The following is a 26,795-nucleotide window of genomic DNA, read 5'->3' on the forward strand; positions in this document are numbered from 1 at the left end:
CCCTCACGCGCCAGATGCGCGGTTGTCCTTCAGCCACGCCAGCACATCGCCCGCGTTCCTGTCCGGCGGAAACACCGGGTAGAACACGTGGGTGATGCGCGCGGCGTCCACGATCATGGCAAGCCGCTTGATCATGGTCAGCCCGGCGATCTCCATCGTCGGCAACCGCAGTGCATTGGTCAGCTCGAGCTTCTCGTCCGACAGCACCGGAAACGGCAGGTGCAGGCGCGAGGCCATCTCGGTCTGATAGGCATTGCTCTGCGTCGACAGACCGAACACATGCACGGCGCCCGCTGATTTCAACTCGCCGAACAGGTCGCGGAAGCTGCAGGTCTGCGGCGTGCAGCCGCGCGCGCCCGGGATCATGTCCCAGTCCTCGACCAGTGACACCTTGCCAGGTTCGCCGGTCCGCGGATAGGCAAACACCACGGTCCGTCCCGGCAGATCCGACAGCGTGACTAGCGTGTCGTCGGTGGCACGCAGCCCGATCGCCGGAATGATCATCCCGACCAGATGATCGGCTGCGCCGTCGTCGGTCGGAGCCGGAATCCGGCTCCAGTCGACATCCAGGAGGTTCTTCTGATTCATCGGATGCTTTCCCAAGGCTCGGGCGTGCTGCCGAGGAGCGCACGGCAAAGGTCTCGTTAGCCGCGCGCCCGCAGCAGGCGCCCCTTCTCGCGGCCCCAGTCGCGCTTCTTCTCGCTCTCGCGCTTGTCGTGCAGCTTCTTGCCCTTGGCCACGGCGAGCAGCAGCTTGGCGCGGCCGCGCTCGTTGAAATAGAGCTTCAGCGGGATCAGCGTCATGCCTTCGCGCTCGACCGCACCCATCAGCTTGTTGATCTGCTTGCGATGCAGCAGCAGCTTGCGCGGCCGCTTCGGCTCGTGATTGAAGCGGTTGGCCTGCAGATATTCGGGAATGTTGGCGTTGATCAGCCAGATCTCGCCGTTACGCGAATCCGCATAGGATTCCGCGATCGTCGACTTGCCGCCGCGGACCGACTTCACCTCGGTGCCGGTCAGCGCGATGCCGGCCTCGATGGTGTCCTCGATCGCGTAGTTGAACCGCGCCTTGCGATTCTCGGCGGCGACCGTGATCTTGGGTTCGTTCTTTTCAGCCATCAGGACTTTTTCAGGAGATCACGGATCTCGGTCAACAGCTCGACCTCGGCCGAGGGCTTCGCCGGCGCCGCGGGGGCTGCCGCTTCGTTCCGCTTCAACCTGTTTATCACACGGATGATCATGAACAGCACGAAAGCGATGATGAAGAAGTTCAGGGTCAAGGTCAGGAACTGTCCATAGGCCAGCACGGCACCCTGCTTCTTCGCGTCCGCAAGGTTGCCCGCATTGACCGTCTTGGACAGCGGGATGAAGTAGTTCGAGAAATCGAGCCCGCCGGTGATGGCGCCGATGATCGGCATGATGACATCGGCGACGAGCGAGGTGACGATGGCGCCGAAGGCCGCGCCGATGATGACGCCGACGGCGAGGTCGACGACGTTGCCCTTCATCGCGAATTCACGGAATTCCTTCAACATGCTCGCGTCCCCCTCAGATACGTCGGCTCAGTTGATCAGTCCGGCATGAACCATCGCCTCGCGCACCGCGACCCGGGTCGGCTCCGACACCGGCACCATCGGCAGCCGCAGCTTCTCCTCGATCTTGCCGAGCAGCGACAGCGCGTATTTCACCGGCGCCGGGTTGGACTCGATGAACAAATTGGTGTGCAGCGGCATCAGCTTGTCGTGGATCTTCAGCGCCGTTGCGACATCGCCCTTCTGCCAGGCCTGGTGGAATTCCGAGCACAGCCGCGGCGCGACATTCGACGTGACGGAGATGCAGCCATGGCCGCCATGCGCCATGTAGCCGATGATCGTCGCATCCTCGCCCGAGAGCTGGTTGAACTCCTCGCCCATCGCGGCGCGCTGCTGCGACACCCGCACCATGCTCGCGGTGGCATCCTTCACGCCGGCGATGTTCTTCAGCTCGAACAGGCGCTTCATGGTGTCGACGGACATGTCGATCACCGAGCGCGGAGGAATATTGTAGATGATGATCGGAATGCCGATCGCATCGTTGATCGCCTTGAAGTGCTGATACAGGCCTTCCTGCGTCGGCTTGTTGTAATAGGGCGTCACCACCAGCACTGCGTCAGCCCCCGCCTTCTCGGCGTGCTGGGCGAGCTCGACCGCCTCCTTGGTCGAATTGGAGCCGGCGCCGGCGACGACGGGCACGCGTCCCCGGGCCTCGGCGATGCACCACTCGACCACCTGCTTGTGCTCGTCATGGCTGAGCGTCGGGCTCTCGCCGGTCGTGCCGACCGGCACGAGGCCGTTGGTGCCCTCGTCGATCTGCCAGTTCACCAGGCTGCGAAAAGCGGCCTCGTCCACGGACCCGTTCTTGAAAGGAGTGACCAAGGCGGTGAAAGAACCCCGGAAATTCGTCTTGGCTACCATGAAACTCCCTCCCAAACGCCGTTTGGCCCCTGTACGAGCCACTTCATACCGGGTCTGCCGACGAGGCGGAAGGCCCGCCCGCGGTTGGGCTGCCTTCTCAACAGGCACACGGATCGCTCGAATCGCATTGCCGAGGCCCGCGATCACCCTTCGCTGAAGCCCCACGGCCCGCACGCCGCCCTTCGGTCGTGATTTCGCCGCGGTGTTGGCGCAGGTTGCAGTCCTTCCCGGTATATTTAGGATTTGTTCACCTTTTCGATAGACCCATGTTGGTCAGGGATCGAAGTCATCCGCCGCAAAAGGAACGCCGTGCCCTTTTCTGCCCGCGCCACTGCATTGCGATCGACCGCCCTGTCGGTGTCACTCTCGGTGTCCTTGGCCGCCGGCCTGACACTCGGATGGGCTCTCGCCGGACATAGCGCTCTCGCCAAGGACCAGGCTGCTGGGTCCAAGGTTTCGGGATCCAAGGCTCCCGCGGCCAAGGTTCCGGTGCCGAAGGCGCGTCCGATCGCGCGCAGCGCGGTTCCGAAGACGAACACCCACGAGGCCGCCGGGACCAAGAGCGAGGTCGACGCGCGGGCCGAAGCGAAGGCCGAGGTCAAGAGCAGCCCCAAAGGCGCCGGCGAGACGGCGCGCGCGGCGCCGAGGGACATCACCCCCGGCGCGGCGGCTGCGAGCCTGCCGGCCCGCCAGCATGCCGCCCTGCCCGTCTCCCGCAAGCCTGTGGTGCCAGCTGCGGTCGCCGCGACGTCCTCGACCTCGCAATCCGACAAGGAGGCGCTCGAAAACGTGATCGAGCTCGTCCGCAAGCGCAAGCCCAGCGATGCCACCGAGGTCGTGCAGGCGATCTCGGATCCCGTGGCGCGCAAGCTCGCGGAGTGGGTGATCCTGCGCAGCGACAACAACAATGCCAGCGTGGAGCGCTACCGCGCGTTCATCGCCGCCAATCCGTCCTGGCCGTCACAGACCTTCCTGCGGCGCCGGCTCGAGGCCGCGTTGTGGGACGACAAGCGCGACGATGCCGTGGTGTGGTCCTGGTTCGAGAACGAATCGCCGCTGTCGGCCAAGGGCAAGTTCGCGCTGGCCCGGGTGATGCTCAATCGCGGCGACCGCGCCAATGCCGAGCGCCTGGTGCGCGATGCTTGGCGCAACGACGCGATGTCCGAGGAGACCGAGAACAACATCCTGGACCAGTACGGTGCCCTGTTGTCCGGCGGCGATCACAAGGCGCGGATGGACACGCTGCTGTATGGCAGCGAGCACGAGGCCGCCATGCGCGCTGCCCGGCGGCTTGGCTCGGGCCACTTGGCGCTGGCAAAAGCGCGAATCGCGGCCTACCGCAAAGCCTCCAATAGCCAGAGCCTGCTCGAAGCCGTGCCGCGCGAACTCCACGGCGATGCAGGCTATATCTTCAGCCGCATCCAACTGCTGCGGCGCGACGAAAAATTCGCCGAGGCGGCGCAGCTGATGCTGAACGCGCCCAAGGATCCCGGCCGCCTGCACAATCTGGACGAATGGTGGATCGAGCGCCGACTGCTGGCGCGAAAGATGATCGACACCGGCGAATATCGCAGCGCCTATCTGATCGCGCGGGATGCGGCGCTGCCGAACCGCGACATCTACAAGACCGAGCAGGAATTCACCGCCGGCTGGATCGCACTGCGTTTCCTCAACGATCCGGCCACCGCGGCCCAGCACTTTGCGCGCATCGGCGTCGGCAGTGTCAATCCGACCACCCTGGCGCGAGCCGGCTATTGGCAGGGCCGCGCGGCAGAAGCGATGGGGCGCATGCAGGAGGCGCGCGCGGCCTATACGTCGGCCGCCGAGCAGTCCACGAGCTATTACGGACAGCTGGCGCGCGCGAAGCTCGGCCTGCCGCAGCTCGGCCTCAATGCGGCGCCGAGCGGCCGCGGACGGGGCGTCGAGCGGCTCGAGGTGGTGCGCGCGGTGCAGCTGCTCTACGAGCTCGACGAGGGCGAGGTCGCGATCCCGATCTTCGCCGACATGGGCGACAATGGCGACCCCGACGTGCTGGTCGGACTCGCGGAAATCGCCGCGCGAAACAGCGATGCGCGAGCGATGCTGCTGGTCGGCAAGGCCGCACTCAATCGCGGGCTGCCGTTCGACCATTACGCCTATCCGGTCACGGGCATTCCTGCGTTCCGCTCGCTGGGACCGGAGGTCGAGCCGAGCGTGGTCTTCTCGATCGCGCGCCAGGAGAGCGCCTTCAACCAGGCCGTGGTCTCGCCGGCACAGGCCTATGGGCTGATGCAGGTCACGCCGGATGCGGGTCGCTACGTCTGCAAGCGCGCGGGCGTCAGCTTCGATCTGAACCGGATGAAGACCGACCCGGTCTACAACGCGCAGCTCGGCGCCGCCGAACTCGGCGGCCTGCTCGAGGACTATCGCGGCTCGTACATCATGACGTTCGCGGCCTACAATGCCGGCCGCGGCAGCGTCAGAAAATGGGTCGAGCGCTATGGCGATCCGCGCGATCCCAAGGTCGATGCCGTCGACTGGGTCGAACTGATCCCCTTCTCGGAGACCCGCAACTACGTGCAGCGGGTGATGGAGAACCTGCAGGTCTATCGCGCCCGCTTCGGCGGCGGCTCGCGGCTGCAGATCGAGGCCGATCTGCGCCGCGGCGCGGTGGTGGAGTAGCGAGTAGCGAGTAGCGAGTAGCGAGTAGCGAGTAGCGAGTAGCGAGTAGCGAGTAGCGAGTAGCGAGGCCTGGGCTCCGCTCCGTCGTCAACCGCCATTCGCTACTCCCTATTCGCCATTCGCCCGCACTTACCAGTTGCGCTGGGCGCGCACCAGCAGCGAGACCGAGTCCTGGTCCTTCAACTGGTAGGTCGTGGCCGGCTTGGCAACGGCCGCGACCGCCGGTGCGTTCACCACGCCGGTGAACTTCTGGTCCAGCCGGGTCCAAGCGACGTCAGCAGAGAAGGTCAGATTCTTGACGGGCGTCCAGCGCGTGATCACACCCACCGTCGAAATGTTGAAGTCGGGGTTGCAATTCGCAGGCGTGATGCCGAGAGCAACCATGCCTGCACCGTTGCAGATCAATCCCTTCGCGGTGTTGTTGTATCTGACGCCGCTCCAGGAGCCGTAGACCGCCGTATTCCAGAACGGATCCCAGTTGTGGGTGAAGGCCCCGCGGAAGCCGTAGGTGGTCGTCAGCTGCTGCTGCGTATTCGCCCCGAACACCGAATCTGACACGCCCGCGAAGCCCAGGCTCTGGAAAGCGCCGGCCATGTTGCTGCCGCCATACATCGCGTAGTTGATCGGCGCGAGGCTCTGGAAATTGTAGCGGCTGGCGCCGTTGGTGTAGACGCCCTGCAGATTGATGGTGTCGCCGGCGCCGGTCGGGATGTTCTTGATCGACAGGGCGAGCTGACCGGCATAGCCCCATTTGTCGGCGGGATGCCCGGTCGTCTCGTTGGCACCGAAGAAGGCGGCGTGATTGTCATGCGCCGCGAACGACGCCTGGAACAGGCCCCAGGCCTGATCGACGCGCACCATGCCGACGATGTCGGGCGCGACGTTGCCGCCGAAATTCGACGTGCCATAGCTGCCGGTGAGCACGCCGGCGGCCGTCTGTCCTGCCGTATTCCAGATCTGCGACTGCGAATACTGCGTCGCATCCTGGGCCGAGATCGCGGCCGTGATGCCCGAGCCGAAGTCCGCGGTGTAGGTGAACTGGTTGACGCCGGTGATGGTGCCGCCGCCTCCGGTCAGACCGTCGAAATTGTTGCCGGGGTAGTTGGCCCAGGGCGCATCGAACTGCGACACGGCCTTACCCATGGTGAAGCCGGCAAACTGGATGAAGGCGTAGAAGACACCGAGCCCGCCTTGCGCGATGTTGCCGTCGGCCTGCGCTCCAGGCGCGCCCGCCGTCGAATAGGCAGTCGCGCCCGTGGGAGAGCCGGTCCCCGCGTAGCTGCCCCCGGTCCACTGGAAGACACCATCGAAGAAGGTGCGCACGACGCCATATTCGGTCGCGGTGCGGGTGTCGATGTTGAGGTCGGCACGCGAACGCGTCGTGTAGTAGTTGCTGAGACGATTTCGCCCGCCGGCGACGCCGTTCACGGCATTCTGGAAGATCGTATTCGTACCGAAGCCTGCCTCGGCACGCAGAAAGCCGCCCAGCTTGATGCAGGTGTCGGTGCCCGGAATGTAGAAGAATCCCGCTCCGTACATGGAGCAGACCCTCACATACTCGACCGCTTTGGCCTTGATCGGAAGGTCGGCGGCCTGAGCCCCACCCATGGCGAGCAACGCCGCCCCTGAGCCCAGAACAAGGCTCCTCACAGTCTTCATACTAACCTCCAAATTGCTCAGTTCAGACCGGCCCGGCTCGACATCGAACGACCGCCCCCACGGTCAGCCCGTCTCCAGCTGCACCACAGTGCTCGCGCATAGCGTTGCAGTCGGAACGATCGAGAGGCGGACTTGGTGCTTTATCGGACCATTCTCGTGACCGGCCGGATCACGCATGTGGCGCGGCCGCGGCACGGCACACGGCTGCCAAATCTCCAAGAGTAATGTGTCGGGGAAGACTTTCGCCGCCGAATGCATGTCGCGGTCGTGGCGGGAATGCAGCAGGACGGGCGCCGAGAACGGCGGCGAGCGCGAGTCTCCCAGTTCTCCGGCCTGACCATCGCGGCACGCGCCCTCGCCTGCCCGAGGTCACGCAGGCCAAGCTTGGCTCAAACGTGCGGTCGACCCGAACGAACCCGGCAACCGCCTCTCACGGATGTTTGAGCCGGATGGCCACGAGTCGGTCGCGAAATTCCATCCAGATCGCATTGCGTCGCGTGGCCGCGCGGTGTGGTTCTCGGGCGGGTCTGCAGCATGTTTGTCAGCGACAGAGCGGAGCGGCGAGGAATGCGGGTCTCGGCGCTGGAGCACGCGCTGGCCAGGCAAAGAAAAACCCCCGGCAGTTGCCTGCCGGGGGCTGGTCAAACCGTCATGAGACGGTCTGGATCACCAGTTGCGCTGAGCGCGGAGCAGCAGCACAGCCGACTGCTGGTCCTTGATCTCGTACACAGCGGCCGGCTTCGCGACGGCAGCAACCGCCGGCGAGGTCACCGAACCAGAGTGCTTCTGGTCGAGCCAGGAGTAGGCGAAGTCGGCCGAGAAGGTCAGGTTCTTGACCGGGGTCCAGCGCGTGATCAGGCCGATGGTGGCCAGATCGAAGTCCGGATTACAGGTCGAACCCGCGTTGAAGGCCGCGACAACGCCGGGGCTGGTGCAGATCAGGCCCTTGGCAGTGCCGTTGTAGCGGACGGCAGCCCAAGACCCGTAGATCGCAGTGTTCCAGGCCGGGTTCCAGTTGTGCGTATAAGCACCACGGATACCGTAGGTCGTGGTCAGCTGCTGCTCACCGCCGGTCGTGAAGACCGAGTCGCCCACGCCCGCAAAGCCGATGCTCTGATAGGCGCCAGCCAGACCCGTGCTGCCGTACATCGAGTAGTTGTTCGGCATCAGGCTCTGGATGTTGTAGCGGCTCGCACCATTGGTGTAGACGCCCTGCACGTTGATCGTGTCACCAGGTCCGGTCGGGATGTTCTTGATCGACAGGGCCAGCTGAGCCGCCCAACCCCACTTGTCGGCCGGATGGCCGGAGGTCTCGGACGCGCCGTAGTAAGCGACGTGGTTGTCATGCGCCGCGAACGACGCCTGGAACAGACCCCAGGCCTGGTCGACGCGGACCATACCGACGAAGTCCGGAGCAACGTTGCCGCCGTAGGCGCTGGTGCCGTAAGCACCACCGATCACGCCAGCCGCCGTCGAACCAGCCACGTTCCAGAGGTTGTTCTGGTAGTAGGCAGTCGCATCCTGAGCCGAAACCGTGGCCGTGATGCCGGAGCCGAAGTCCGCGGTGTAGCTCAGCTGATTGACGCCGGTGACCGTGCCGCCGCCGCCGGCGAGACCGTCGAAGTTGTTGCCCGGATAGTTGGTCCAGGGCGTGTCGAACTGCGACACGGCCTTACCCATCGTGAAGCCGGCGAACTGGATGAAGGCATAGTACACGCCGAGCGAGCCCTGCGCGATGTTGCCGTCGGCCTGAGCGCCAGGCGCACCCGCCGTCGAGTAGGCGGTCGCACCGGTGGCCGAACCCGTGCCGGCATAGCCGCCCGAGGTCCAGCTGAAGGTCAGGTCGGCGAAGGTGCGGACCACGCCGTATTCGGTCGCCGTGCGGGTGTCGATGTTCAGATCTTCACGAGCACGAGAGGTGTAGTAGTTGCTGAGGCGGTTGTGTGCGCCGCCCTGGCCGCTGAACGTTCCGTTGAAGATGCTGTTGCTGCCGGCGACCACTTCGGCGCGCAGGTAGCCACCCAGCTTGATACAGGTGTCGGTGCCGGGGATGTAGTAGAAGCCCGCACCATACAGGGAGCAAACCTTCACATACTCGACCGCTTTGGCCTTGATCGGAAGGTCGGCCGCCTGAGCCGCGGACATGGCGAGCAGAGCTGCCGCCGAGCCGAGGACAAGGCTCTTAACCGTCTTCATTTAAACCTCCAAGTTGCTCTTTTGAGAAAGAACCGGACCAAGATCCCCCAGGACGATCCGCTTCCTCCGCTCCCGAAAAACCGCTTCAGCCGCTTCGCGCCATCGGACACACCCGCATCACGCGAGGGACTTAAGCGAACCACCTGTCACGGGACGATCGAGTAACCCCCCACCGTCGCCAGGAACTATGCCTTCGCTCATTCGGTAAGCAAAATAGTTTATGCAGTCAGGTAATTGAATGAAGCCGAAATGTGTCTTGAGGGCAACACAATGGCAGCTTGTTGTGCAGCGCACGGGGGACGACGGATGTCCTCCTAGATAAGTGATTTTGTTGCGGATTTTTTTTCTTTAGGGTCGAGCTTCGTACCGGAACTCCTGAGCAATGGCGCCCTTGAAGAACATGTCTGCCGCACCTGTGGAAGCGGACGCGCAACCGAAGACTGCCGAACATCTGCCGAAGAATCGCGACGCCATTCTTCGCTTCGCCCGGGAGATCTCCACGATCAACGTCCATCTGGAGGAGCTGAGGTACTTCTGGGCCAAGAGAATCGGCATCAGTGGCCCGCAATGGATGATCCTGATGGCGATCTCCGAACTGGATCAAGGCGAGGGAGTTGCCGTGAATGCGGCGGCCAAGCGGCTGCACGTCGACCCCTCCTTCGTCACGACGCAGTCGAAGCTGCTCGAGAAGAAGGGTTTCATGGAACGCAAGCCAGCCCCCAACGATGCGCGCGTGGTCCGGATGTCGCTCACCGCCAAGACATCGGAGCAGTTCGCCGAGCTGGAAGCTCAGCAGGCGCAGATCTTCGGCTTCATCTTCGAGGAATTCGACGCTCGTGAGCTCGCGACCTTCACGGACAAGCTGGCTGGCCTCAAGGACCGTTTCGAAAAGGCCAGCGCGCGACTCACGATGGGGCTCTGAGGCCCCCCCGAGGCGGTCACGGCCCGACCGCCTCTTACAGGGGAGCGAGCGCAGACATACGGTCGCGTCAGCCTGGAGGCCGCGGAGACCCCGCCAGACGCTTGGCGATCCAGTCGAAGACGAAGGCATCGGCTTCGAGCCAATCGGCGCCCGCGCTGGAGACGATCTTCAGCGTGATGTCCGGGTGCTCGCGCTTGATCTGCGCGATCAGCCGGGTTGCGATGTCGGCTCGAAGCCAGCCACGCTCCGGCACCGTCACCAGCAGCGGACACATGATCTGCCGCGCCGCCAGCCCATCGGTCGCGATCGACAGCCTTCCCCGCTCGCCCGCACCGGGTCGGCGCGACAGGAAGACGCGCTCGTGAATGTCCCACAAGCCGGCGTCGCAGACCGCCGCAGCATAACGCGGATCGAGTGCGATGCCGCGCGCGACGAAGGACGAGCTCCAGTCGTCGGCTAGGATCGCGATCCGGCCTTCGTCCACGTCATCACGGGACGTCACGTAGTCCGTCACGCTCGCGATGGCCGATTCGAGATCGCGACGGCCGACGATCTCCTCGAAGCGGCAGTCCGGTCCGCTGCCCAGCAGATCGACCACCAGCAACGCCAAGCCGCGCTGCTCCGCATGGGCTGCAAGCTTGAACAGGGACGTTTCCTTGCGACGGCCGGGCTCACCGATGCAGATGACGGTGGGCGCCCTGCCTGCCTCGCAGCGCGCCGGCAGGAAATAGGCTTCGAGCGAATAGTCCGCGCGCCAGGGAATCGTGACGACCTCTCCTTGCGGATCGGCGCAGCGCAGGAATTCGCGCGCACATTCGCGCATGCGGGACAGCACGACGGCCTGGCGGGAGCGTGAGCTGCTGAACGGACAGGCAGCAGCCTCATAACAATCGACCGCGCGCGACCATTTGCGAAACGCCAACTCGGAACGGCCGCTGCTCACAGCGTCGGCGGCGGCAGCCTTCATTGCATCCGCGCATTGCATCCACTCGCGATACCAGGACTCGTCGTCGCTGGCGTCGATCCGCTGCGCAACCGCCAAACATTCCGCAAGCTCGGCCCGGCCCTCCGGCCGCGCCTCCAGCAACCGCGTGATGGCGCCCGCCAGATCGTCTTGCTCGGACCACGGACGCAGCACTCCCACAGAGCCTTCCGAACTCATCTTTGGACTCATTCCTCACTGGCGTGACGGTGTGGCCCCGTCATCTGGCGGTCATGGTGACCATCCGGCATTTCCCGGTCAAGCCGATGCGCAACGATTTTTGGAGAGACGATCGATGTTTGCGCTGACGGCACGGCCTGCGGAGATCACGCCGAGGCTCTGCAATCGAGACGCAACGTCAGATGCTGGGCGGCGAGGAGATCCCGACATGAAGAAGCCTCCGGCGGGGCATCGCCAGAGGCTTCCTGGGGTCTAACATCGTATGATCGTCGTCTTGCGTCGGTGGTGAATGATTACTCAGGCATGACAAAATTAGCTTATCAACTCATCTGTTTTCAACACCATTTTTAAAAAAATACCAGCACGCAGCCAAACTACTGAAACGAATGCGATTTTCGAGCCACAGGCAATCGGATCCCTTGCTCGATTGCCTCGATCCGCCGATTTGCATCGATCGCTGCTTGAGCGAACCAGACCCGGTGCCGCGCCGGAATGAGCGCCCGCACACAAGCAAAAACCCCCGGCAGTTTCCTGCCGGGGGCTCTTGAACCCGATCAGACGATCAGGATCAGAAGTTGCGCTGAGCGCGGAGCAGCAAGGACACCGAGTTCTGGTCCTTGAGCTGATAGACCGCAGCCGGCTTGGAGGTCGTGGTCGTGGCCGGAGAAACGATGTTGCCCGAGTACTTCTGGTCCAGGTTGGTCCAGGCCACGTCAGCCGAGAAGGTCAGGTTCTTGACCGGGGTCCAACGGGTGATCAAGCCGAGCGAGGAGATGTTGAAGTCGGGGTTGCAGGTGAAGCCTGCGCCCGCGATCGCACCCATCGCCGCGCTGCCGCAGATCAGGCCCTTGGCAGTGTTGTTGTAGCTCACGGCAGCCCACGAACCGTAGATCGCCGAGTTCCAGGTCGGGCTCCAGTTGTGGGTGTAGGCGCCACGGAAGCCGTAGGTCGTGGTCAGCTGCTGCTCACCGCCGGTCACGAAGACCGAATCGCTGACGCCAGCGAAGCCGAGCGTGCCGTAGACACCAGCCGTGCTGCTGCCGCCGTACATCGCGTAGGTGGTCGGCACCAGGCTCTGAGCGTTGTAGCGGCTCGCACCGTTGGTGTAGACGCCCTGGATGTTGATGGTGTCGCCGGGGCCGGTCGGGATGTTCTTGATCGACAAGGCCAGCTGAGCAGCCCAGCCCCACTTGTCAGCCGGGTGACCGGTGAGCTCGGTGGCGCCGTAGTAGCCGGTGTGGTTGTCATGCGCCGCGAACGACGCCTGGAACAGACCCCAGGCCTGGTCGACGCGGACCATGCCGACGATGTCCGGAGCAACGTTGCCGCCGAACGAGTTGGTGCCGTAGGAGCCGCCAATGATGCTGGCTGCAGTGATGCCCGACACGTTCCACAGGTTCGTCGTGTAGTACTGGGTCGCGTCCTGCGCCGAGATCGCAGCCGTGATGCCCGAGCCGAAGTCGGCGGTGTAGGTGAACTGGTTGACACCGGTCACGGTGCCGCCGCCGCCCCACAGGCCGTCGAAGTTGTTGCCCGGGTAGTTGGTCCAGGGCGCGTCGAACTGCGACACGGCCTTACCCATCGTGAAGCCAGCGAACTGGATGAAGGCGTAGTACACGCCCAGGCCACCCTGCGCGATGTTGCCGTCGGCCTGTGCGCCAGGAGCGCCAGCCGTCGAGTAGGCGGTTGCGCCGGTCGCCGAACCCGAGCCGGCGTAGGTGCCGCTGGTCCAGGTGAACGTCAGATCGGCATAGGTACGAACCACGCCGTACTCGGTCGCGGTGCGCGTGTCGATGTTGAGGTCCTGACGAGCGCGGCTGTAGTAGTAGTTGCTGTGGCGGTTGTTGCCGCCGGCAACGCCGTTGACGGCGTTGTTGTACTGGCCGTTGCTGGCGAACGACGTTTCAGCACGCAGGTAGCCGCCCAGCTTGATGCAAGTGTCGGTGCCGGGGATGTAGTAGAAGCCAGCGCCGTAAAGCGAGCAGACCTTCACATATTCGACCGCCTTGGCCTTGATCGGAAGGTCAGCTGCCTGAGCCCCGGACATGGCGACGAGAGCGGCCGCCGAGCCCAGGACAAGGCTCTTGATCGTGTTCATAATGTTAAACCTCCAAGTTGCTCAGTCAGGGAAGGTTCCGCCTCCGCTGGGTGAGAGACACCCTTGGGGTTGGTACCGTTATCCCTCTTCGACCCGTCGCTCAGCCGCTTCGCGCTATGGGACACACCCGCATGAACGCGAGGGACTTGAGCGAACGACCTAAACGGGACGACGTCGGGATGCCCCCCTTCGTCGTGTGAGCAGAATTACCGAAGGCCTTTGCACACGCAACAAAGGAACCATCATTGCGGCGCCCAGGCGGCGCCTTTTCGGACTGGTGTTGCACAAAAGGCACGCGACCGTGGTTCTGCGGGAACACCTAACTTGCTGTTTATGTTATCGTTTTGTCACAACGCAATTTTGGGTGTTCAGGGCCGCGAGCACTCGCCCGCCAGGAACCCGCCCCAAGTCAGGCACCGGGGCCACGAATCCAGCCAAGGCGCTGAACGAGAATCGGACCGGAGGACGATGCCCTCTGCGCCCCTGCCACCGGCCCGTCGTTCCAGGCGACCCTCTATATTGGTGACGCTCTATATCAGGGACCATCGAGAGGGCCTGCGCCGCCCGTCGACTTCCATGCCGTGCCGCGTCCGATCAAACGGCAGGCTCAGCTCGGATCGATCGCCAACGGTGGAGATCACCGTCCGGGGCCGATCCGGCGAAGACGCAGCCCTGTGAGGATTTCGAAACCGCATGCAATCTGCCGCTTGCGGCTCAGCGCGGCGTCGGGCATACCGACCCTCGCTGGAGACGTGGCCGAGTGGCTGAAGGCGGCGGTTTGCTAAACCGTTATAGGGTTGTAAAGCCCTATCGAGGGTTCGAATCCCTCCGTCTCCGCCAGCCCCCCGTCGGCGCGGCCAGCAGCCCCCCTCCCCCTGATCATCCGCATCAAAGCCGAGCCGTCCACGCACCTGCCGGATCGCAACGGACCGTGGCCGCCGTGATCACGGTTGCCGCGCGATCGCGCGCGGGTTCAATCGAACAGGCCACGGCTGATGTTGATCACGAAGGCGGCGGGCACGCCGATGACGGTGCCGACGAAGCCGTAGCCCAGCGCAGCCCACCATGACGCCGCGCCTCCTTCTCCCATCACGGCACCGTAGATGGCGCCGAGGCCCGCACAGAGCACGGTCACCACGACGAGGCGGCGGTCATTGTGGGCCTCCACCCGCAGACGCTTCAACTCGCGCCGGCTCTGCACCGCAGGCCCGGCCGGCTCGGTCGATCCGCAATGCGGGCACGCCACTGCGCTGAAGGAGACGCCGCTGCCGCAGTCATGGCAGTCGATCAGCTCTTGCCGCCGCGCCTGTCGCCGTGCCTGGCCCATGCCGTCAATCCCGCCTGCCTGCGTCACATCGGACGACAGATAGGAGATTCATAGGCGCGCGACGAGGCCCGCTTCCGACGAGAATGAACGATCGGGCGCAGGTCACCCCAGCGTCCCGGTTCGCGGCCGGCAAACTGGCTCGTGCGGCATGGCTCGCACCGAAAGCGAGATCCGCCAAGTCGCGGCCGAGCTCGCTCAGTGCGCGGTCATCCAGGCGCGCGCCTCGCGCTGCGCGGTCGCGATCTCGGCATCCGACATCTGCTCGGCGACCTCGCGGCGCATTGCCACGGCGTCGACGCGCCCCCTGAGGGCGGCGAGATTGAACCATTTGTGCGCGGCGATCAGATCGACCGCACCGTCGCGACCGCTCGCATAGAGCATGCCGAGCTCGAACAGGACATCGCCGCTGGCGCCCTGCTCCGCGGTGGTCACATCATCAAAATTGAGTTGTCCCTGAAACATCGTCGCTCTCCTTCGCCCGAGGAGGCGGCCGGTCACCCGAGCACGCCCCCGTCCAACTGTTCAACGCCTGGTTATCCCCATGCCGTCTCGCGGCTTATGCGCGAAGGATGACCGATCAAGTTTGAAAGGCAGTTTAAACATCGTGCTGAACGAGCCCTGAACGCGGAACCCCGCATTTTCCCGGGACGGCTTCAATGCATTGATTCGAAATGGATTCTTCAACTCGGCAAAGAGCGGTTTACCGTTCTGTTTGGCAAACCCCTAACCATCCGCGAAAGCGCTTCACCGCGCCGGGGCGGAGCGCACCACGCAGGCGGTCAACAGCCGCACTGGGACCGGACACGTCTTGACACAGGGTGCGGGAGATTGCGTAGCGCACTGCGGCACGAGTACGCGTGCACCGAGTTGCTAATAAGGTCGTTCGTCTATGGGAGACTGGGAGGCACGCAGTCGCCGGAGGCGCGGTGCTCAGGGATCGAGGGCGTCGGCGAACACGTCAGGATCAGATCCCACTCTGGCTGATAGCCGCTCGTGAGATTGCAGACCGGAAACGCGATCTGCACCGAACGAAGAAATCCTGTTTCTTCTGCCGGACCGTACCGCGAGCGAAGCCGCTCTCGAGTTCGATCCGACCGTTGACCTGATGTCTCGCCGACACCCTCTATCGTCTGTTGGAGCTTCAGGAGATCTGCTCGGCTCGCGAGGAGCTATGCCGACCTGCGTTCCAACGACGTGCCGGCATCAGCTGCCGGACTCATCTCGCAAGGACTGCGAGAGTTACTTCTTCTTGGCGACCTTCTTGGTCTTCTTGGCAGTCTTCTTCGCCGCGGTCTTCGCGACCTTCTTCACTGCCTTCTTCGCCTTCTTCGCTTTCTTGGCCATGTTGCCCTCCGATGTGAGATGGCTTAGTCGATGCGTGCACTCGGGAATCGAGCTGCACTCCTCATCGATACACCAACGAGTGAAAAAAAACAGCTTCCGGCTTAAGGAAGTGTTGACAGGCGCGCGCGCACGCGGCTGACGCAACGCGCGAAGCAGTGCGAGGTTCGACATCGCAAACGCGCACGCGGCTGCGCGCGACGCCAAGCGCGCTACTGATAGACATTGCAGAAAAAGCCTACGCTGCAAGCATTTTCTGAACTGCTACATGACAGCGCGAAAGCGGCGGCGTGCACATCGCAAGGCGCGGACTCGCACGATGAAGGCGGCGCGCGGACTCTGAGTCGTAAATTTTGGCAACGAAAAAATTTTCATTGCACACGCCCTCGTGTGCGTTCGAACGCTCGGCAATGGTGGCTTTTTTGCGAATCGCGCGCAGCGATTCGCGAAGTCGTCGGGTCAAACAAAACGGCGCGCACCGTGTGCGCGCCGCTGGAACGAAGACGAGCGATCGCCGTTTCAGATGCCGAGCTTGCTCTTCAGGATGTCGTTGACCGCCTGCGGATTGGCCTTGCCGCCCGACGACTTCATCACCTGACCGACGAACCAGCCGGCCAGCTGCGGCTTCGCTTTCGCCTGCGCCACCTTGTCCGGATTGGCGGCGATGATCTCGTCGACCACCTTCTCGATCGCACCGAGATCGGTCACCTGCTTCATGCCGCGGCTCTCGACCAGCTCGCGCGGATCGCCGCCCTCGCTCCAGACGATCTCGAACAGGTCCTTGGCGATCTTGCCGGAGATGGTGCCCTCGCCGATCAGCGCGACGATCGCGGCGAGCTGAGAGGCCGACACCGGCGAGGACGCGATGTCGCGGCCCTCCTTGTTGAGCCGGCCGAACAGCTCATTGATCACCCAGTTGGCGGCGAGCTTGCCGTCGCGCGCCCGGTCGGACAGCGCCTCCAGCACGCTCTCATAGAACGCCGCGCTCTCGCGCTCGGCCACCAACACCGAGGCGTCATAGGGCGAGAGGCCGACATCGGCGATGAAGCGCGCCTTCTTCTGGTCCGGGAGCTCCGGCAGCGCCGCCTTCAGCTCATCGACGAAGGCCTGGCTGAACTCGAGCGGCAACAGGTCCGGGTCCGGGAAGTAACGGTAGTCGTGCGCCTCCTCCTTGGACCGCATCGAGCGCGTCTCGCCCTTGTCGGGATCGAACCTCCGGGTTTCCTGCTCGATCGCGCCGCCGTCCTCGATGATCTCGATCTGGCGCCGCGCCTCGGCCTCGACCGCCTGGCCGATGAAATTGATCGAGTTGATGTTCTTGATCTCGCAGCGGGTGCCGAGCGGGCCGCCCGGCTTGCGCACGGAGACGTTGACGTCGGCGCGCAGGCTTCCCTTCTCCATGTCGCCGTCGCAGGTGCCGAGATAGCGCATGATCGACCGCAGCTTGGTCACGTACGCCTTGGCCTGCTCGGCATCGCGAATGTCCGGCTTGGAGACGATCTCCATCAGCGCTACGCCGCAACGGTTGAAGTCGATATAGGACAGCGACGGCGACTGGTCGTGCAGCATCTTCCCCGGATCCTGCTCGATGTGCAGGCGCTCGATGCCGATCGTGGCGGTCTTGCCGCCGTCGAGCTCGACCGTGACCTCGCCCTCGCCCACGATCGGGTCCTTGTACTGGCTGATCTGGTAGCCCTGCGGCAGGTCGGGGTAGAAATAGTTCTTGCGGTCGAACACCGAGCGCAGGTTGATCTTGGCGTTCAGCCCGAGCCCGGTGCGCACGGCCTGCCGCACGCACTCCTCGTTGATGACCGGCAGCATGCCCGGCATCGCCACGTCGACCAGCGAGACGTGGCTGTTGGGAACGCCGCCGAACGCGGTCGAGGCGCCCGAGAACAGCTTCGACTTCGAGGTGACCTGGGCATGGATCTCCATGCCGATCACGACCTCCCAGTCGCCGGTGGCGCCCTTCATCAGCTTGCCGCTGGTTGCCGTCATGGCCCTCAACTCCCCATCAGCGCGGAGACGATCCGCTCAAATTCGATATCCAATGCATCCTTGGCGACGGGCTGCCCGGCCTGCCGATACCAGTAGGCGGCATTGCCGAGATCGCCTTCGACGCGATGCAGATGCGCGTGCACCCAGGCCGCGTCGCGGCCGGTCTCGTCCTGAATGATCTTGTGCGAGCGGTCCCAGTCGCCCTTCGCCAGCCACCACAGGCCGGTCAGCACGGGCGACAGTCCGGCCGCGGGCGCGTCGCCCGCGAGGCTCGTCTTGAAATCGGCGACGCTTACCACCACCGGACCGGCGTGAAGCGTCCCGCCGCCTGCTCGATGACCTCGCCGAGCGAGAACAGCGTCTCCTCGTCGAACGGACGGCCGATCAGTTGCAGCCCGAGCGGCAGCCCCTGACTGTCCTTGCCGGCGGGCACGGCGATGCCTGGCAGTCCCGCCATGTTCACGGTCACCGTGAAGATGTCGTTGAGATACATCTCGATCGGGTCGGCGCCGCCCTTCTCGCCGATGCCGAAGGCGGCCGACGGTGTCGCCGGGGTCAGGATGGCGTTGACGCCCTTGGCGAAGCAGTCCTCGAAATCCTTCTTGATGAGGGTGCGGACCTTCTGCGCGCGCAGATAATAGGCGTCGTAATAGCCGGCCGACAGCACATAGGTTCCGATCATGACGCGGCGGCGGACCTCGGCGCCAAACCCTTCGGCCCTGGTGTTCTCGTACATCTCGCCGATGGACTTCCCCGGCACGCGCAGGCCATAGCGGACGCCGTCGTAGCGCGCGAGGTTAGAGGACGCTTCCGCCGGCGCCACGATGTAATAGGCCGGCAGCGCGTATTTGGTGTGCGGCAGCGACACCTCGACCAGCTCGGCACCGGCCGCCTTCAGCCACGCCGCGCCCTCGCTCCAGAGCTTCTCGATCTCGGCCGGCATGCCGTCGAGCCGGTACTCCCTGGGAATGCCGATCTTCATGCCCTTCACCGACCTGCCGATCGCCGCCTCGTAGTCCGGCACGGGGATGTCGACCGAGGTCGTATCCTTCGGATCGTGGCCGGCCATCGAGCGCAGCAGGATCGCCGCATCCCGGGTCGTGCGCGCGATCGGCCCGGCCTGGTCGAGCGACGAGGCAAAGGCGACGATGCCCCAGCGCGAGCAGCGGCCATAGGTCGGCTTGATGCCGACGGTGGCGGTGAACGCCGCCGGCTGGCGGATCGAGCCGCCGGTGTCGGTTGCGGTCGCGCCCATGCAGAGCAGCGCGGCCACCGCCGAAGCCGAGCCGCCGGACGAGCCGCCCGGCACCAAGGTGGTGTTGGAGCCCTCGCGGCGCCACGGGTTGCCGACCGGGCCGAAGCACGAGGTCTCGTTCGACGAGCCCATGGCGAACTCGTCATTGTTGAGCTTGCCGAGCATGACCGCGCCGTCGCGCCAGAGCTGCGAGGTCACGGTCGACTCGTAAGGCGGCACGAAATTGCCGAGGATCTTCGAGCACGCCGTGGTGCGGACGTCCTTGGTGGCGAACAGATCCTTGATCCCCAGCGGAATGCCGGCCAGCGGCCCGCCTTCGCCCTTATTGATCCTGGCGTCGGCGTCGCGCGCCATGGCGCGCGCCTGATCCGGCGTCTCCATCACGAAGGCGTTGAGGGCGCGCGCGTCCTCGATGGCCTTGAGATGAGCGTCGGTCAGCTCGAGCGACGTGAAGGTCTTGCTCGCGAGGCCCTTGCGGGCCTCGGCGAGCGTCAGCGAAGTCAAATCGGTCATTTGTTGATCGGGCTGCAGAAGAACGGAGAAAGCGTCTTGTCGTCGGCCGGGTCGTCCGCGAAGAACTTGTTCTTCTTGGGCTCGGCTTTCTTGGTATTGGCGGCCGCTTCGAGCTGGTCGAGAATCTCGTTCACGGCCTTGTCCGGATCGGCGGCCTTGCCCTGCCGCTCCATCGCGTCGAGATAGTCCATATAGGCCTTGTAGGCCGCTTCATCGTCGCAGAGCAGGCACATGGGAATGGCTCGTCGTTGGTTTGCGGCGTTCGAAACTATTCCACGACCTTCGGCACCAGGAAGAAATGGTTCTCGGTCGCCGGCGCGTTCTTGACGATGTCGTCGGCGATCTCGCCGTCGTTGACGACGTCCTCGCGCTTCTTCATCGCCATCGGCGTCACCGAGGTCATCGGCTCGACCCCGTCGACATTGACCTCCGACAGTTGCTCGACGAACGCCAGCATCGCATTCAGCTCGCCCTGCAGATGCGGGACCTCGGCGTCAGTGACAGCGATCCGCGCCAATTGCGCGATCCGGCGGACGGTGGCGGCATCGACCGACATTATATAGGACCTCTCGGGACAAGGTGAACCCGCCCTATAGCAGAGGCCGCTTTCGCGCCGCAACCGGCAGCCGCGGGGCTTTCCTGGGGCAGCGCCCTGCCCGACGCCTCAGCCCGCCAAGCTTCGCAGCCGTGCCAGAGCCTGTGCGGCCAGCATCCGCGTCAGTTCGGCCGCCGGCATCTCGCGCCCAAGCGGCAGCGCCTGCCCGGCCCAGAGATTGGTGAAATCGACCCGGCCCTGCTTCTCGGCTGCGGCTTTCAGCGGTCCGAGCGCCGTCGCCGCATGCGGAAAGGCCGGTGCATCCGGCGAGATCGGCCCGACCTCGCGCATCACCCGGTTGGCGACGCCGCGGGCGAGCCGACCGGTCATCACGTTGGTGATGACGGTCGATTCGTCGCTGGCGGCGGCCAGCACCGCGCGCGCCGGCACGCTGACCTTGGATTCGGGACTGCGCAGAAAAGCGCTGCCGATCTGCACGCCGGAGGCGCCGAGTGCGAACGCAGCGGCAATGCCGCGCGCATCGGCGATGCCGCCGGCCGCGATCACCGGCAGCTTCACGGCGTCCACGATCTGCGGCACGAGAGCAAACGTGCCGACCTGCTCGGCGAGCTTGTCTGTCAAGAACATGCCGCGATGGCCGCCCGCCTCGGCACCTTGCGCGATGATGATGTCGGCGCCGTTCCGCTCCAGCCAGACCGCCTCGCGCACGACGGTCGCCGACGCCAGCACGACCGCGCCGGTCGCCTTCACGCGCGCGAGCAGCCCGGGCTCAGGCAGGCCGAAATGGAAGCTGACGATCTCCGGCTTCAGCTCCTCGACGGCAAGGCACATCGCTTCATCGAACGGCGCGCGATTGGCCGCCTGGACCTCCGCATCGGGATCGATGCCGTACTCGCGGTAGTAGGAGGCCAGCCGCCGCCTCCAGCCGGCCTCGCTGATCGCATCGGCCTCGACCGCGGTGTGGCAGAAGAAATTCACGTTGATCGGCGCGGCAATGCGCTGGCGGAAGATGTTGACCTGCTCGCGCATCTTGTCGGCAGAGATCATCGCACACGCCAGCGACCCCAACCCGCCGCCTTCGGCCACAGCGATCGCAAGCTCGGCGTCGGCCACGCCCGCCATCGGGGCGAGCACGATCGGATGGTCGGTCTTGACGAGATCAGCGAAATGGCGATCGGGCCACATGGTCTGCTCCTATTGCTCGGCTGAGACGGCGGATGAATTGCGCCGTCCCTGAAGAATGTGCTCGGCCTCGCTGACGATGCGCGCGACGATCTCGCCGGCCGGTGGGATATCATGGATCAGACCGACCGCCTCGCCGGCGATGACCGCTGCAATGTCGAAATTGCCGTTGGCGCGTGCCTTCATATAGTCGGCCGAGACGGTCTCGACCTGCTGCAGCAGATCGACCTCGCGCCCCATCCAGCGGCGCGCATGATCGTTGACCAGGCAGCGGCCGGTGAACGGCGCTGGCCAGACATTGTTGCGCGACAGATCAAAGATGATGCCGCGCACGGTCTCGCCGGATTTTGCCGCGCAGATCCGCCGCTTGGCCTCGTCGGCGCCGGCAGCCTCCCGGCTGGCATAAAAGCGCGTGCCGAGCAGCACGCCCTCCGCCCCCAGCATCAGCATCGCCGCAAGGCCGCGGCCATCGGCGAGACCGCCCGCAGCCACCACAGGCAAGCGGCCGGCCGCGAGGTCGACGATCGCCGGCACGAGATCGAGCGTGGTCCGCGACGCGCCATGACCACCCGCCTCGGTTCCTTGCGCGATCAGGATGTCAGCCCCGGCCGCAATCGCCTGCTCCGCCATCACCTCACTCTGCACCTGGCAGATCAGCAGCGCACCGGCACACTTGATATCAGGCGCAAAGCGCGCGGGATCGCCGAACGACAGCATGATCGCCGCAGGCCGCGCGGCGAGCGCGATGTCGAGCAGATCGGGCTGCTTGGCCAGCGACCAGGTGATGAAGCCGATGCCGAACGGCGCGCGCAGGCCTTCGAGCTCCGCAATTTCATGCGCGAGCCACGTCCGATTGCCGTAGCCGCCGCCCAGAATGCCAAAGCCGCCGGCGCCGCTGACCGAGCGCACCAGCCGCGCATCGGCAATCCCATCCATCGGCGCCAGCAGGATCGGATGGCTGATGCCGAGCCCTTCTGTCAGCGCCGTCCGTAGCGGCATCACAGTCTCCTCATCTCTGGACGGCGAGTTTAGGCGCGGCTAACATTCTCTCAAAATGAATACTTGAGAACTCTGCCATCGCAGATTCAAAACGGAGATTGGCCGTGGAGCTGAGCGACCTCCAGACTTTCGCGGCTGTTGCGCGCACCGGCGGCATCACGCGCGCGGCGGAAGCCCTCAACACGGTGCAGTCCAACGTGACCCAGCGGATCAAGGCGCTGGAGGCCGAGGTCGGCACCGCATTGTTCGAGCGGCACAGCCGCGGCATGACCCTGACCAATGCCGGACTGCGCCTGCTGCCTTATGCCGACCGGATGGCGGCGCTGTCGCGCGAAGCGCTGCTCGCGGCGCGCGACGACGGCGATCCCAAGGGACCGCTGATGATCGGCTCGATGGAAACGACCGCCGCCGTGCGGCTGCCGACGCTGCTCGCGGATTTTCATCGACGCTTCCCGGCGGTCGCCCTCGGCCTGCGCACGGCGCCAACTGCCGAGCTGGTGGCCGCAGTGCTCGACGGGACGCTCGAGGGTGCCTTCGTGGCCGGCCCGATCGACCATCCCGATCTCTCGGGCATCATCGCCTTCGAGGAAGAGCTGGTGCTGGTGACGGCCCGGCGCTTCGAAAGCCTGCCGGCTCTGCGTGCGGCGACAACGGCGTCCGGTCCGACGGCGCTGGTGTTCAGGGCCGGCTGCACCTACCGGCAGCGGCTGGAGCAGGTCTTCAACGATTTCGGCTGGCCCGCGGCAGCGCGCATCGAGCTCGGCACGCTCGACGGCATGATCGGCTGCGTCACCGCCGGCATGGGCGTCGCGCTGTTGCCACGCGCCGTATTGACGCGCAACGAGATGATCGGAGCCGTCAGCCTGCACACGCTCGATGCAGTTCATGCCAAGGTCGAAACACTGTTCATCCATCGCCGCGCGGCGCATCGCAGCAGCGCGCTCTCGGCCTTCATGGCCGGCCTCGCCGGCCGGGATCACGACATCGCGGCTTGAGCGGATTCACCCGGAGATTGTACTGAACGTTGCCGGCGAGCGTCACATTCGATTGCGCGAAATGACGTTCTCGACCGTGAAACGCGGCCATTTCGACCGATGCGACTTTCGGGCGCTGTGCAGCGCACGCGCGCGAAAATAATTTTGTCGCGCCATCCTCTACTACGTTAGGATGTGGCGCTGGCCAGCGCGAAACACAACAAACGTCAACATGTCGGAGGAAATGCGATGCGCAACGCGTTCGTGTTGTGCTGCTCGATTGCCATGATGGGTGCGATCGGGACGGCCAATGCCCAGGACAAAACCCAGGACTGGACGAAATCGAAATGGGGACCGCAGGACGAAGTCGGGGCCGCCAACTACATCACGCCGGAGCTCGTGGTCAAAGCCGCCTCGCTGGTGAAGACCGGCAAGACCTACCCGCTCGGCATGATCGTCGATTCCAAGACGCCGGCCTATCCGCCGCGTTCGTTCAAGATCACCGTGGTGCAGCCGGGCCAGGCCGGAATTCCCGGCCTCGGCCCGAACAAGGCGACCTACAATGACGACATCGTCGAAGGCTGGGTCGGCGTCGGCAGCCAGATCGACGGGCTCGGCCATCTCGGCATCGAGCACGTCTATTACAACGGCAACAAGCTGCTCGACTTCGCCGATCCGACCGGCCTGAAGAAGCTCGGCATCGAGAAGGTGCCGCCATTGGTGGCGCGCGGCGTGCTGCTCGACATGGCCGCGTATTACAACACCGACGTGGTCAAGGAAGGCACCGCGTTCAACGTCAAGGAGATCGAGGAAGCTGCCAAGAAGCAGGGCGTCGAGATCCGCCAGGGCGACATCGTGATCTTCCACACCGGCTGGCTTGGTTTGATCGGCAAGGACGATAAGCGTTACGGCGCCGGCGAGCCCGGTCTCGGCGTCGAAGGCGCCAAATACCTGACCTCGAAGGGGGTGGTCGCAGTCGGCGCCGACAACTGGGCGGTGGAGGCGATCCCGTTCGAGTCGTCGAACCTGTTCGAGGTGCACCAGATCCTGCTCGCCATGAACGGGACCTACATCCTGGAGAACATGGACACGGCGGAACTGGCCAAGGACAAGGGCTACGAGTTCCTGTTCGTGCTCGGCCAGCCACGCTGGCGCGGCGGCGTCCAGGGCATGATCAACCCGATCGCGATCCGTTAAGCTCCGCCGACCTCCTCGTGAGAGCATCCCGGGAGCGCCGCGTCCTCACGAGGAGTCGGGAATCGTCCTGCGAAAGCAACCCTTGGACAAGGAGCCCGCCACAGGCGCGCCTGAAGCAGGCCGACAGAGACCAGGGATCGGGGGGGCAGTCGATCAAGCCGCCCCTATCGGACGTTAATGGAGGTAGCCGAGCAACAAGGCGCTCGCCATGTCTCGCGCACGCGGGGCGAGCGCCGCATCCGACAATTCGCCCGCAGTCCAGAAGGACAACACGCCGCGGAAACTGAAGGCGAGTTGCTCTGGAAGGCAGCGCAGCGCTTGTTCTCGCCGGCCGGCCCTCAGTCCCTCTCCCTTCCCCAAGGCCAGTGCCCAGAAGGCAGTGGATCGGGACAGCGTCTGACCGGGTGAAGCCTGGGCGGCACCCAGCCATCCCATTACGGTCCGGTTCACGTCTGGATTCTCCAACATCACTGCCACCGCCGTATCAATAGCCAATAGCACGCGGGTATTCGCATCTCTCGATGGTGGCGCGGCGGCGTACCGCACCTCCATGGTGTCGATCCGACGTATGGAGAGAGCCTGCATGATCGCGGCCTTGTTGCCGAACTGATTGAACGGCGTCGCGAAGCTGACCCCCGCCTCAGCGGCAAGGTCCCGCATCGAGAAATCGGCCCTGCCCTGACGGAGAAGCCGCTCTGCGGCATCGAGGACGTGCCGACGAAGCGGCTCGCCTCTCATGCCACTGGATGAATGTTCGGTCTTGCGAGGTGCCATGCAATATCTATATCATGATATAGATAACCTTGTCATGCGGAGTTGTACGATGGCGGCTGCCGATTCGAAGATTTTCCTCATCACTGGCGTCAGCTCGGGCTTGGGCCGAGCGTTCGCAAAGGGCGCGCTGGCCGCGGGCCATCGGGTGATCGGGACCGTGCGAAGGGTCGGGGATGCCGAGGCTTTTGCCGCGCTTGCAGCGGGCAAGGCTCATCCCCTCGTAATCGATGTTACCGATTTCGATGCAATCCCGGCTGCTGTGGCAGAAGCCGAGAAGCAGATTGGCGCGATCGACGTACTGGTGAACAATGCCGGCTATGGTCACGAGGGCACGCTGGAGGAGTCCTCGCTCGACGATCTGCAGCGGCAGTTCGCCGCCAACGTGTTCGGCCCTGTCGCGATGATGAAGGCCGTGTTGCCGGGGATGCGCGCGAGGCGACGCGGCCATATCGTCAATGTGACCTCCATGGGCGGCTTCATTACCATGCCCGGGATCAGCTTCTATTGCGGCAGCAAGTTCGCGCTGGAGGGCATCTCGGAGTCGCTCGGCAAGGAAGTGGCCGCCTTCGGCATCCGCGTCATTGCGCTTGCGCCCGGTCAGTTTCGGACCGATTGGGCGGGACGGTCCATGGATCGCACGCCACGCAGCATTTTTGACTACGACGCCGTTATGGATCCGATTCGCGCCGCCCGATTGGCCAAGAGCGGAAACCAACCCGGCGATCCAGCGAAGGCCGCACAGGCATTGCTTGCCCTCGTGGAAGCCGAAAAACCGCCTGTACGGCTGTTCCTCGGTGAGGACGCGCTGGCCCTGGTCGAGCAGAAGATCGAGGGCATGAGAGCCGAAGTGAGTGCCTGGAACAAGCTCTCGCGCTCCACCAGCTTCGCTTGATGATCCGAAGCCGGCGCATCCGGGAAAGACTGCAACGCTCGACATCTGGGCCGGTCGACTCGCGTGCGCGAGCTTCATCGGGGCGGCGAAGCGACGCACGCCCTCACCTGCTGGCTCGCCGCGCGCCTGCGTGTTAAGCGCATTGCCATGCCCGCCCCCATTCTCCCCCTTGTCGAAGCCGCCGGCCGCTGGCCCGAGCGCGGCGCGCTCGTCGGCCTCGATCTCGGCACCAAGACCATCGGCGTCGCCGTGTCCGATCCCGATCGCCGGCTCGCCACCGGCGTCGAGACGATCCAGCGCAAGGCCTTCAAGGCCGATGCCATCAGGCTGCTTGCCATTTGCGCCGAGCGCAAGGTGGTCGGCTTCGTGCTCGGCCTTCCCATCAACATGGATGGCAGCGAGGGGCCGCGGGCGCAATCGACCCGGGCGTTCGCGCGCAATCTCGCCGGCCTTACCGACCTGCCGATCGGCCTGTGGGACGAGCGGCTGTCGACGGCGGCGGTCGAGCGCGAGTTGATCGGCATGGATGTCAGCCGCGCCAAACGCGCCGAGGTGATCGATACGCATGCGGCGATCTTCATCCTGCAGGGCGCGCTCGACCGGCTGACGACGCTGCGCCGCTCGGGTCAGTAGTCGC

24 protein-coding genes and 1 tRNA gene are annotated in these 26,795 nt (G+C 64.7%); 7 read left to right on the forward strand and 18 right to left on the reverse strand.

Annotation, left to right across the window (positions count from 1 at the left end; translation table 11 throughout):
* Positions 1-3: 3 nt before the first annotated feature.
* The 4 genes from QW881_RS30555 to dapA are packed head-to-tail and all read right to left on the reverse strand — an operon-like array spanning position 4 to position 2,452.
* A complete protein-coding gene (locus QW881_RS30555) occupies positions 4-588 on the reverse strand; it encodes a peroxiredoxin (protein ID WP_315758601.1) in 585 nt (194 codons plus the stop codon).
* A 56-nt stretch (positions 589-644) separates the two neighbouring features.
* Positions 645-1,118 (reverse strand): SsrA-binding protein SmpB, encoded by a 474-nt coding sequence (gene smpB, locus QW881_RS30560; RefSeq protein WP_315711387.1) that lies wholly within the window; start codon positions 1,116-1,118, stop codon positions 645-647.
* The gene (gene mscL, locus QW881_RS30565; protein WP_315740262.1) at positions 1,118-1,534 is read right to left on the reverse strand and encodes a large conductance mechanosensitive channel protein MscL; all 417 of its coding nucleotides are present in this window, start codon (positions 1,532-1,534) and stop codon (positions 1,118-1,120) included. Before mscL ends, smpB begins: the two co-directional genes overlap by 1 nt.
* A 27-nt stretch (positions 1,535-1,561) precedes the next feature.
* Positions 1,562-2,452: a 4-hydroxy-tetrahydrodipicolinate synthase gene (gene dapA, locus QW881_RS30570; protein WP_315758602.1), complete on the reverse strand. Its 891-nt coding sequence runs from the start codon at positions 2,450-2,452 to the stop codon at positions 1,562-1,564.
* Positions 2,453-2,761: 309 nt separating this feature from the next.
* Between dapA and QW881_RS30575 the strand changes: the two genes are divergently transcribed.
* Entirely contained in the window at positions 2,762-5,113 is a 2,352-nt protein-coding gene (locus tag QW881_RS30575; RefSeq protein ID WP_315758603.1) for a transglycosylase SLT domain-containing protein, read from the forward strand.
* A 129-nt stretch (positions 5,114-5,242) separates the two neighbouring features.
* On the opposite strand, the gene QW881_RS30580 is transcribed toward QW881_RS30575, so the two are convergent.
* Together QW881_RS30580 and QW881_RS30585 are read right to left on the reverse strand one after the other, a co-directional pair.
* Positions 5,243-6,772: a porin gene (locus QW881_RS30580; RefSeq protein WP_315740265.1), complete on the reverse strand. Its 1,530-nt coding sequence runs from the start codon at positions 6,770-6,772 to the stop codon at positions 5,243-5,245.
* A gap of 666 nt (positions 6,773-7,438) precedes the next feature.
* Positions 7,439-8,968: a porin gene (locus tag QW881_RS30585; RefSeq protein WP_315740266.1), complete on the reverse strand. Its 1,530-nt coding sequence runs from the start codon at positions 8,966-8,968 to the stop codon at positions 7,439-7,441.
* 400 nt (positions 8,969-9,368) lie between these two features.
* Between QW881_RS30585 and QW881_RS30590 the strand changes: the two genes are divergently transcribed.
* Positions 9,369-9,890, forward strand: coding sequence for a MarR family winged helix-turn-helix transcriptional regulator (locus QW881_RS30590; RefSeq protein ID WP_315740267.1), 522 nt, complete (start codon positions 9,369-9,371; stop codon positions 9,888-9,890).
* Between the two features lie 67 nt (positions 9,891-9,957).
* Here QW881_RS30590 and QW881_RS30595 read toward each other — a convergent pair whose 3' ends face one another.
* A complete protein-coding gene (locus QW881_RS30595; protein WP_315758604.1) occupies positions 9,958-11,052 on the reverse strand; it encodes a hypothetical protein in 1,095 nt (364 codons plus the stop codon).
* Between the two features lie 568 nt (positions 11,053-11,620).
* The gene (locus QW881_RS30600; RefSeq protein ID WP_315758605.1) at positions 11,621-13,150 is read right to left on the reverse strand and encodes a porin; all 1,530 of its coding nucleotides are present in this window, start codon (positions 13,148-13,150) and stop codon (positions 11,621-11,623) included.
* 746 nt (positions 13,151-13,896) lie between these two features.
* Here QW881_RS30600 and QW881_RS30605 point away from each other — a divergent pair.
* Positions 13,897-13,990: transfer RNA gene (locus QW881_RS30605), tRNA-Ser, on the forward strand.
* 133 nt (positions 13,991-14,123) lie between these two features.
* Here the strand turns inward: QW881_RS30605 and QW881_RS30610 are convergent.
* The 9 genes from QW881_RS30610 to QW881_RS30650 all read right to left on the reverse strand — a co-directional run bounded on the left by QW881_RS30610 (position 14,124) and on the right by QW881_RS30650 (position 22,321).
* Positions 14,124-14,477 carry a hypothetical protein gene (locus tag QW881_RS30610; RefSeq protein WP_315758606.1) on the reverse strand — a complete coding sequence of 118 codons (354 nt, stop codon included), beginning with the start codon at positions 14,475-14,477 and terminating at the stop codon, positions 14,124-14,126.
* A gap of 195 nt (positions 14,478-14,672) precedes the next feature.
* Entirely contained in the window at positions 14,673-14,939 is a 267-nt protein-coding gene (locus QW881_RS30615) for a hypothetical protein (RefSeq protein ID WP_315740271.1), read from the reverse strand.
* Between the two features lie 1,398 nt (positions 14,940-16,337).
* Entirely contained in the window at positions 16,338-17,816 is a 1,479-nt protein-coding gene (gene gatB, locus QW881_RS30620; protein ID WP_315758607.1) for an Asp-tRNA(Asn)/Glu-tRNA(Gln) amidotransferase subunit GatB, read from the reverse strand.
* Positions 17,817-17,821: 5 nt separating this feature from the next.
* Positions 17,822-18,118 carry a hypothetical protein gene (locus QW881_RS30625; protein WP_315740273.1) on the reverse strand — a complete coding sequence of 99 codons (297 nt, stop codon included), beginning with the start codon at positions 18,116-18,118 and terminating at the stop codon, positions 17,822-17,824.
* Positions 18,109-19,584 (reverse strand): Asp-tRNA(Asn)/Glu-tRNA(Gln) amidotransferase subunit GatA, encoded by a 1,476-nt coding sequence (gene gatA, locus QW881_RS30630; protein ID WP_315758608.1) that lies wholly within the window; start codon positions 19,582-19,584, stop codon positions 18,109-18,111. The genes QW881_RS30625 and gatA overlap by 10 nt, the downstream gene beginning before the upstream one ends.
* A complete protein-coding gene (locus tag QW881_RS30635; protein ID WP_315758609.1) occupies positions 19,581-19,817 on the reverse strand; it encodes a hypothetical protein in 237 nt (78 codons plus the stop codon). Before QW881_RS30635 ends, gatA begins: the two co-directional genes overlap by 4 nt.
* A 35-nt stretch (positions 19,818-19,852) precedes the next feature.
* On the reverse strand, positions 19,853-20,140 hold the full coding sequence (gatC, locus tag QW881_RS30640) for an Asp-tRNA(Asn)/Glu-tRNA(Gln) amidotransferase subunit GatC (protein ID WP_315740276.1): 288 nt from the start codon (positions 20,138-20,140) through the stop codon (positions 19,853-19,855).
* Positions 20,141-20,248: 108 nt separating this feature from the next.
* Positions 20,249-21,325: a nitronate monooxygenase family protein gene (locus QW881_RS30645; RefSeq protein ID WP_315758610.1), complete on the reverse strand. Its 1,077-nt coding sequence runs from the start codon at positions 21,323-21,325 to the stop codon at positions 20,249-20,251.
* A 9-nt stretch (positions 21,326-21,334) separates the two neighbouring features.
* Positions 21,335-22,321 (reverse strand): nitronate monooxygenase, encoded by a 987-nt coding sequence (locus QW881_RS30650; RefSeq protein WP_315740278.1) that lies wholly within the window; start codon positions 22,319-22,321, stop codon positions 21,335-21,337.
* A gap of 104 nt (positions 22,322-22,425) precedes the next feature.
* Between QW881_RS30650 and QW881_RS30655 the strand changes: the two genes are divergently transcribed.
* Positions 22,426-23,316, forward strand: a complete 891-nt coding sequence (locus QW881_RS30655) for a LysR family transcriptional regulator (RefSeq protein WP_315758611.1) — start codon at positions 22,426-22,428, stop codon at positions 23,314-23,316.
* 228 nt (positions 23,317-23,544) lie between these two features.
* Positions 23,545-24,492: a cyclase family protein gene (locus QW881_RS30660; RefSeq protein WP_315758612.1), complete on the forward strand. Its 948-nt coding sequence runs from the start codon at positions 23,545-23,547 to the stop codon at positions 24,490-24,492.
* Positions 24,493-24,666: 174 nt separating this feature from the next.
* On the opposite strand, the gene QW881_RS30665 is transcribed toward QW881_RS30660, so the two are convergent.
* Complete coding sequence (locus QW881_RS30665; protein WP_315758613.1) at positions 24,667-25,266, reverse strand: TetR/AcrR family transcriptional regulator; 600 nt, start codon at positions 25,264-25,266, stop codon at positions 24,667-24,669.
* A 49-nt stretch (positions 25,267-25,315) separates the two neighbouring features.
* Between QW881_RS30665 and QW881_RS30670 the strand changes: the two genes are divergently transcribed.
* Together QW881_RS30670 and ruvX are read left to right on the forward strand one after the other, a co-directional pair.
* Positions 25,316-26,158: an oxidoreductase gene (locus tag QW881_RS30670; RefSeq protein WP_315758614.1), complete on the forward strand. Its 843-nt coding sequence runs from the start codon at positions 25,316-25,318 to the stop codon at positions 26,156-26,158.
* A gap of 147 nt (positions 26,159-26,305) precedes the next feature.
* Positions 26,306-26,791, forward strand: a complete 486-nt coding sequence (ruvX, locus tag QW881_RS30675; protein WP_315740283.1) for a Holliday junction resolvase RuvX — start codon at positions 26,306-26,308, stop codon at positions 26,789-26,791.
* Positions 26,792-26,795 lie beyond the last annotated feature (4 nt).

It is taken from the genome of Bradyrhizobium sp. SZCCHNS3016, from assembly GCF_032484535.1.
In the GTDB taxonomy this organism is placed as follows: Bacteria; Pseudomonadota; Alphaproteobacteria; order Rhizobiales; family Xanthobacteraceae; genus Bradyrhizobium.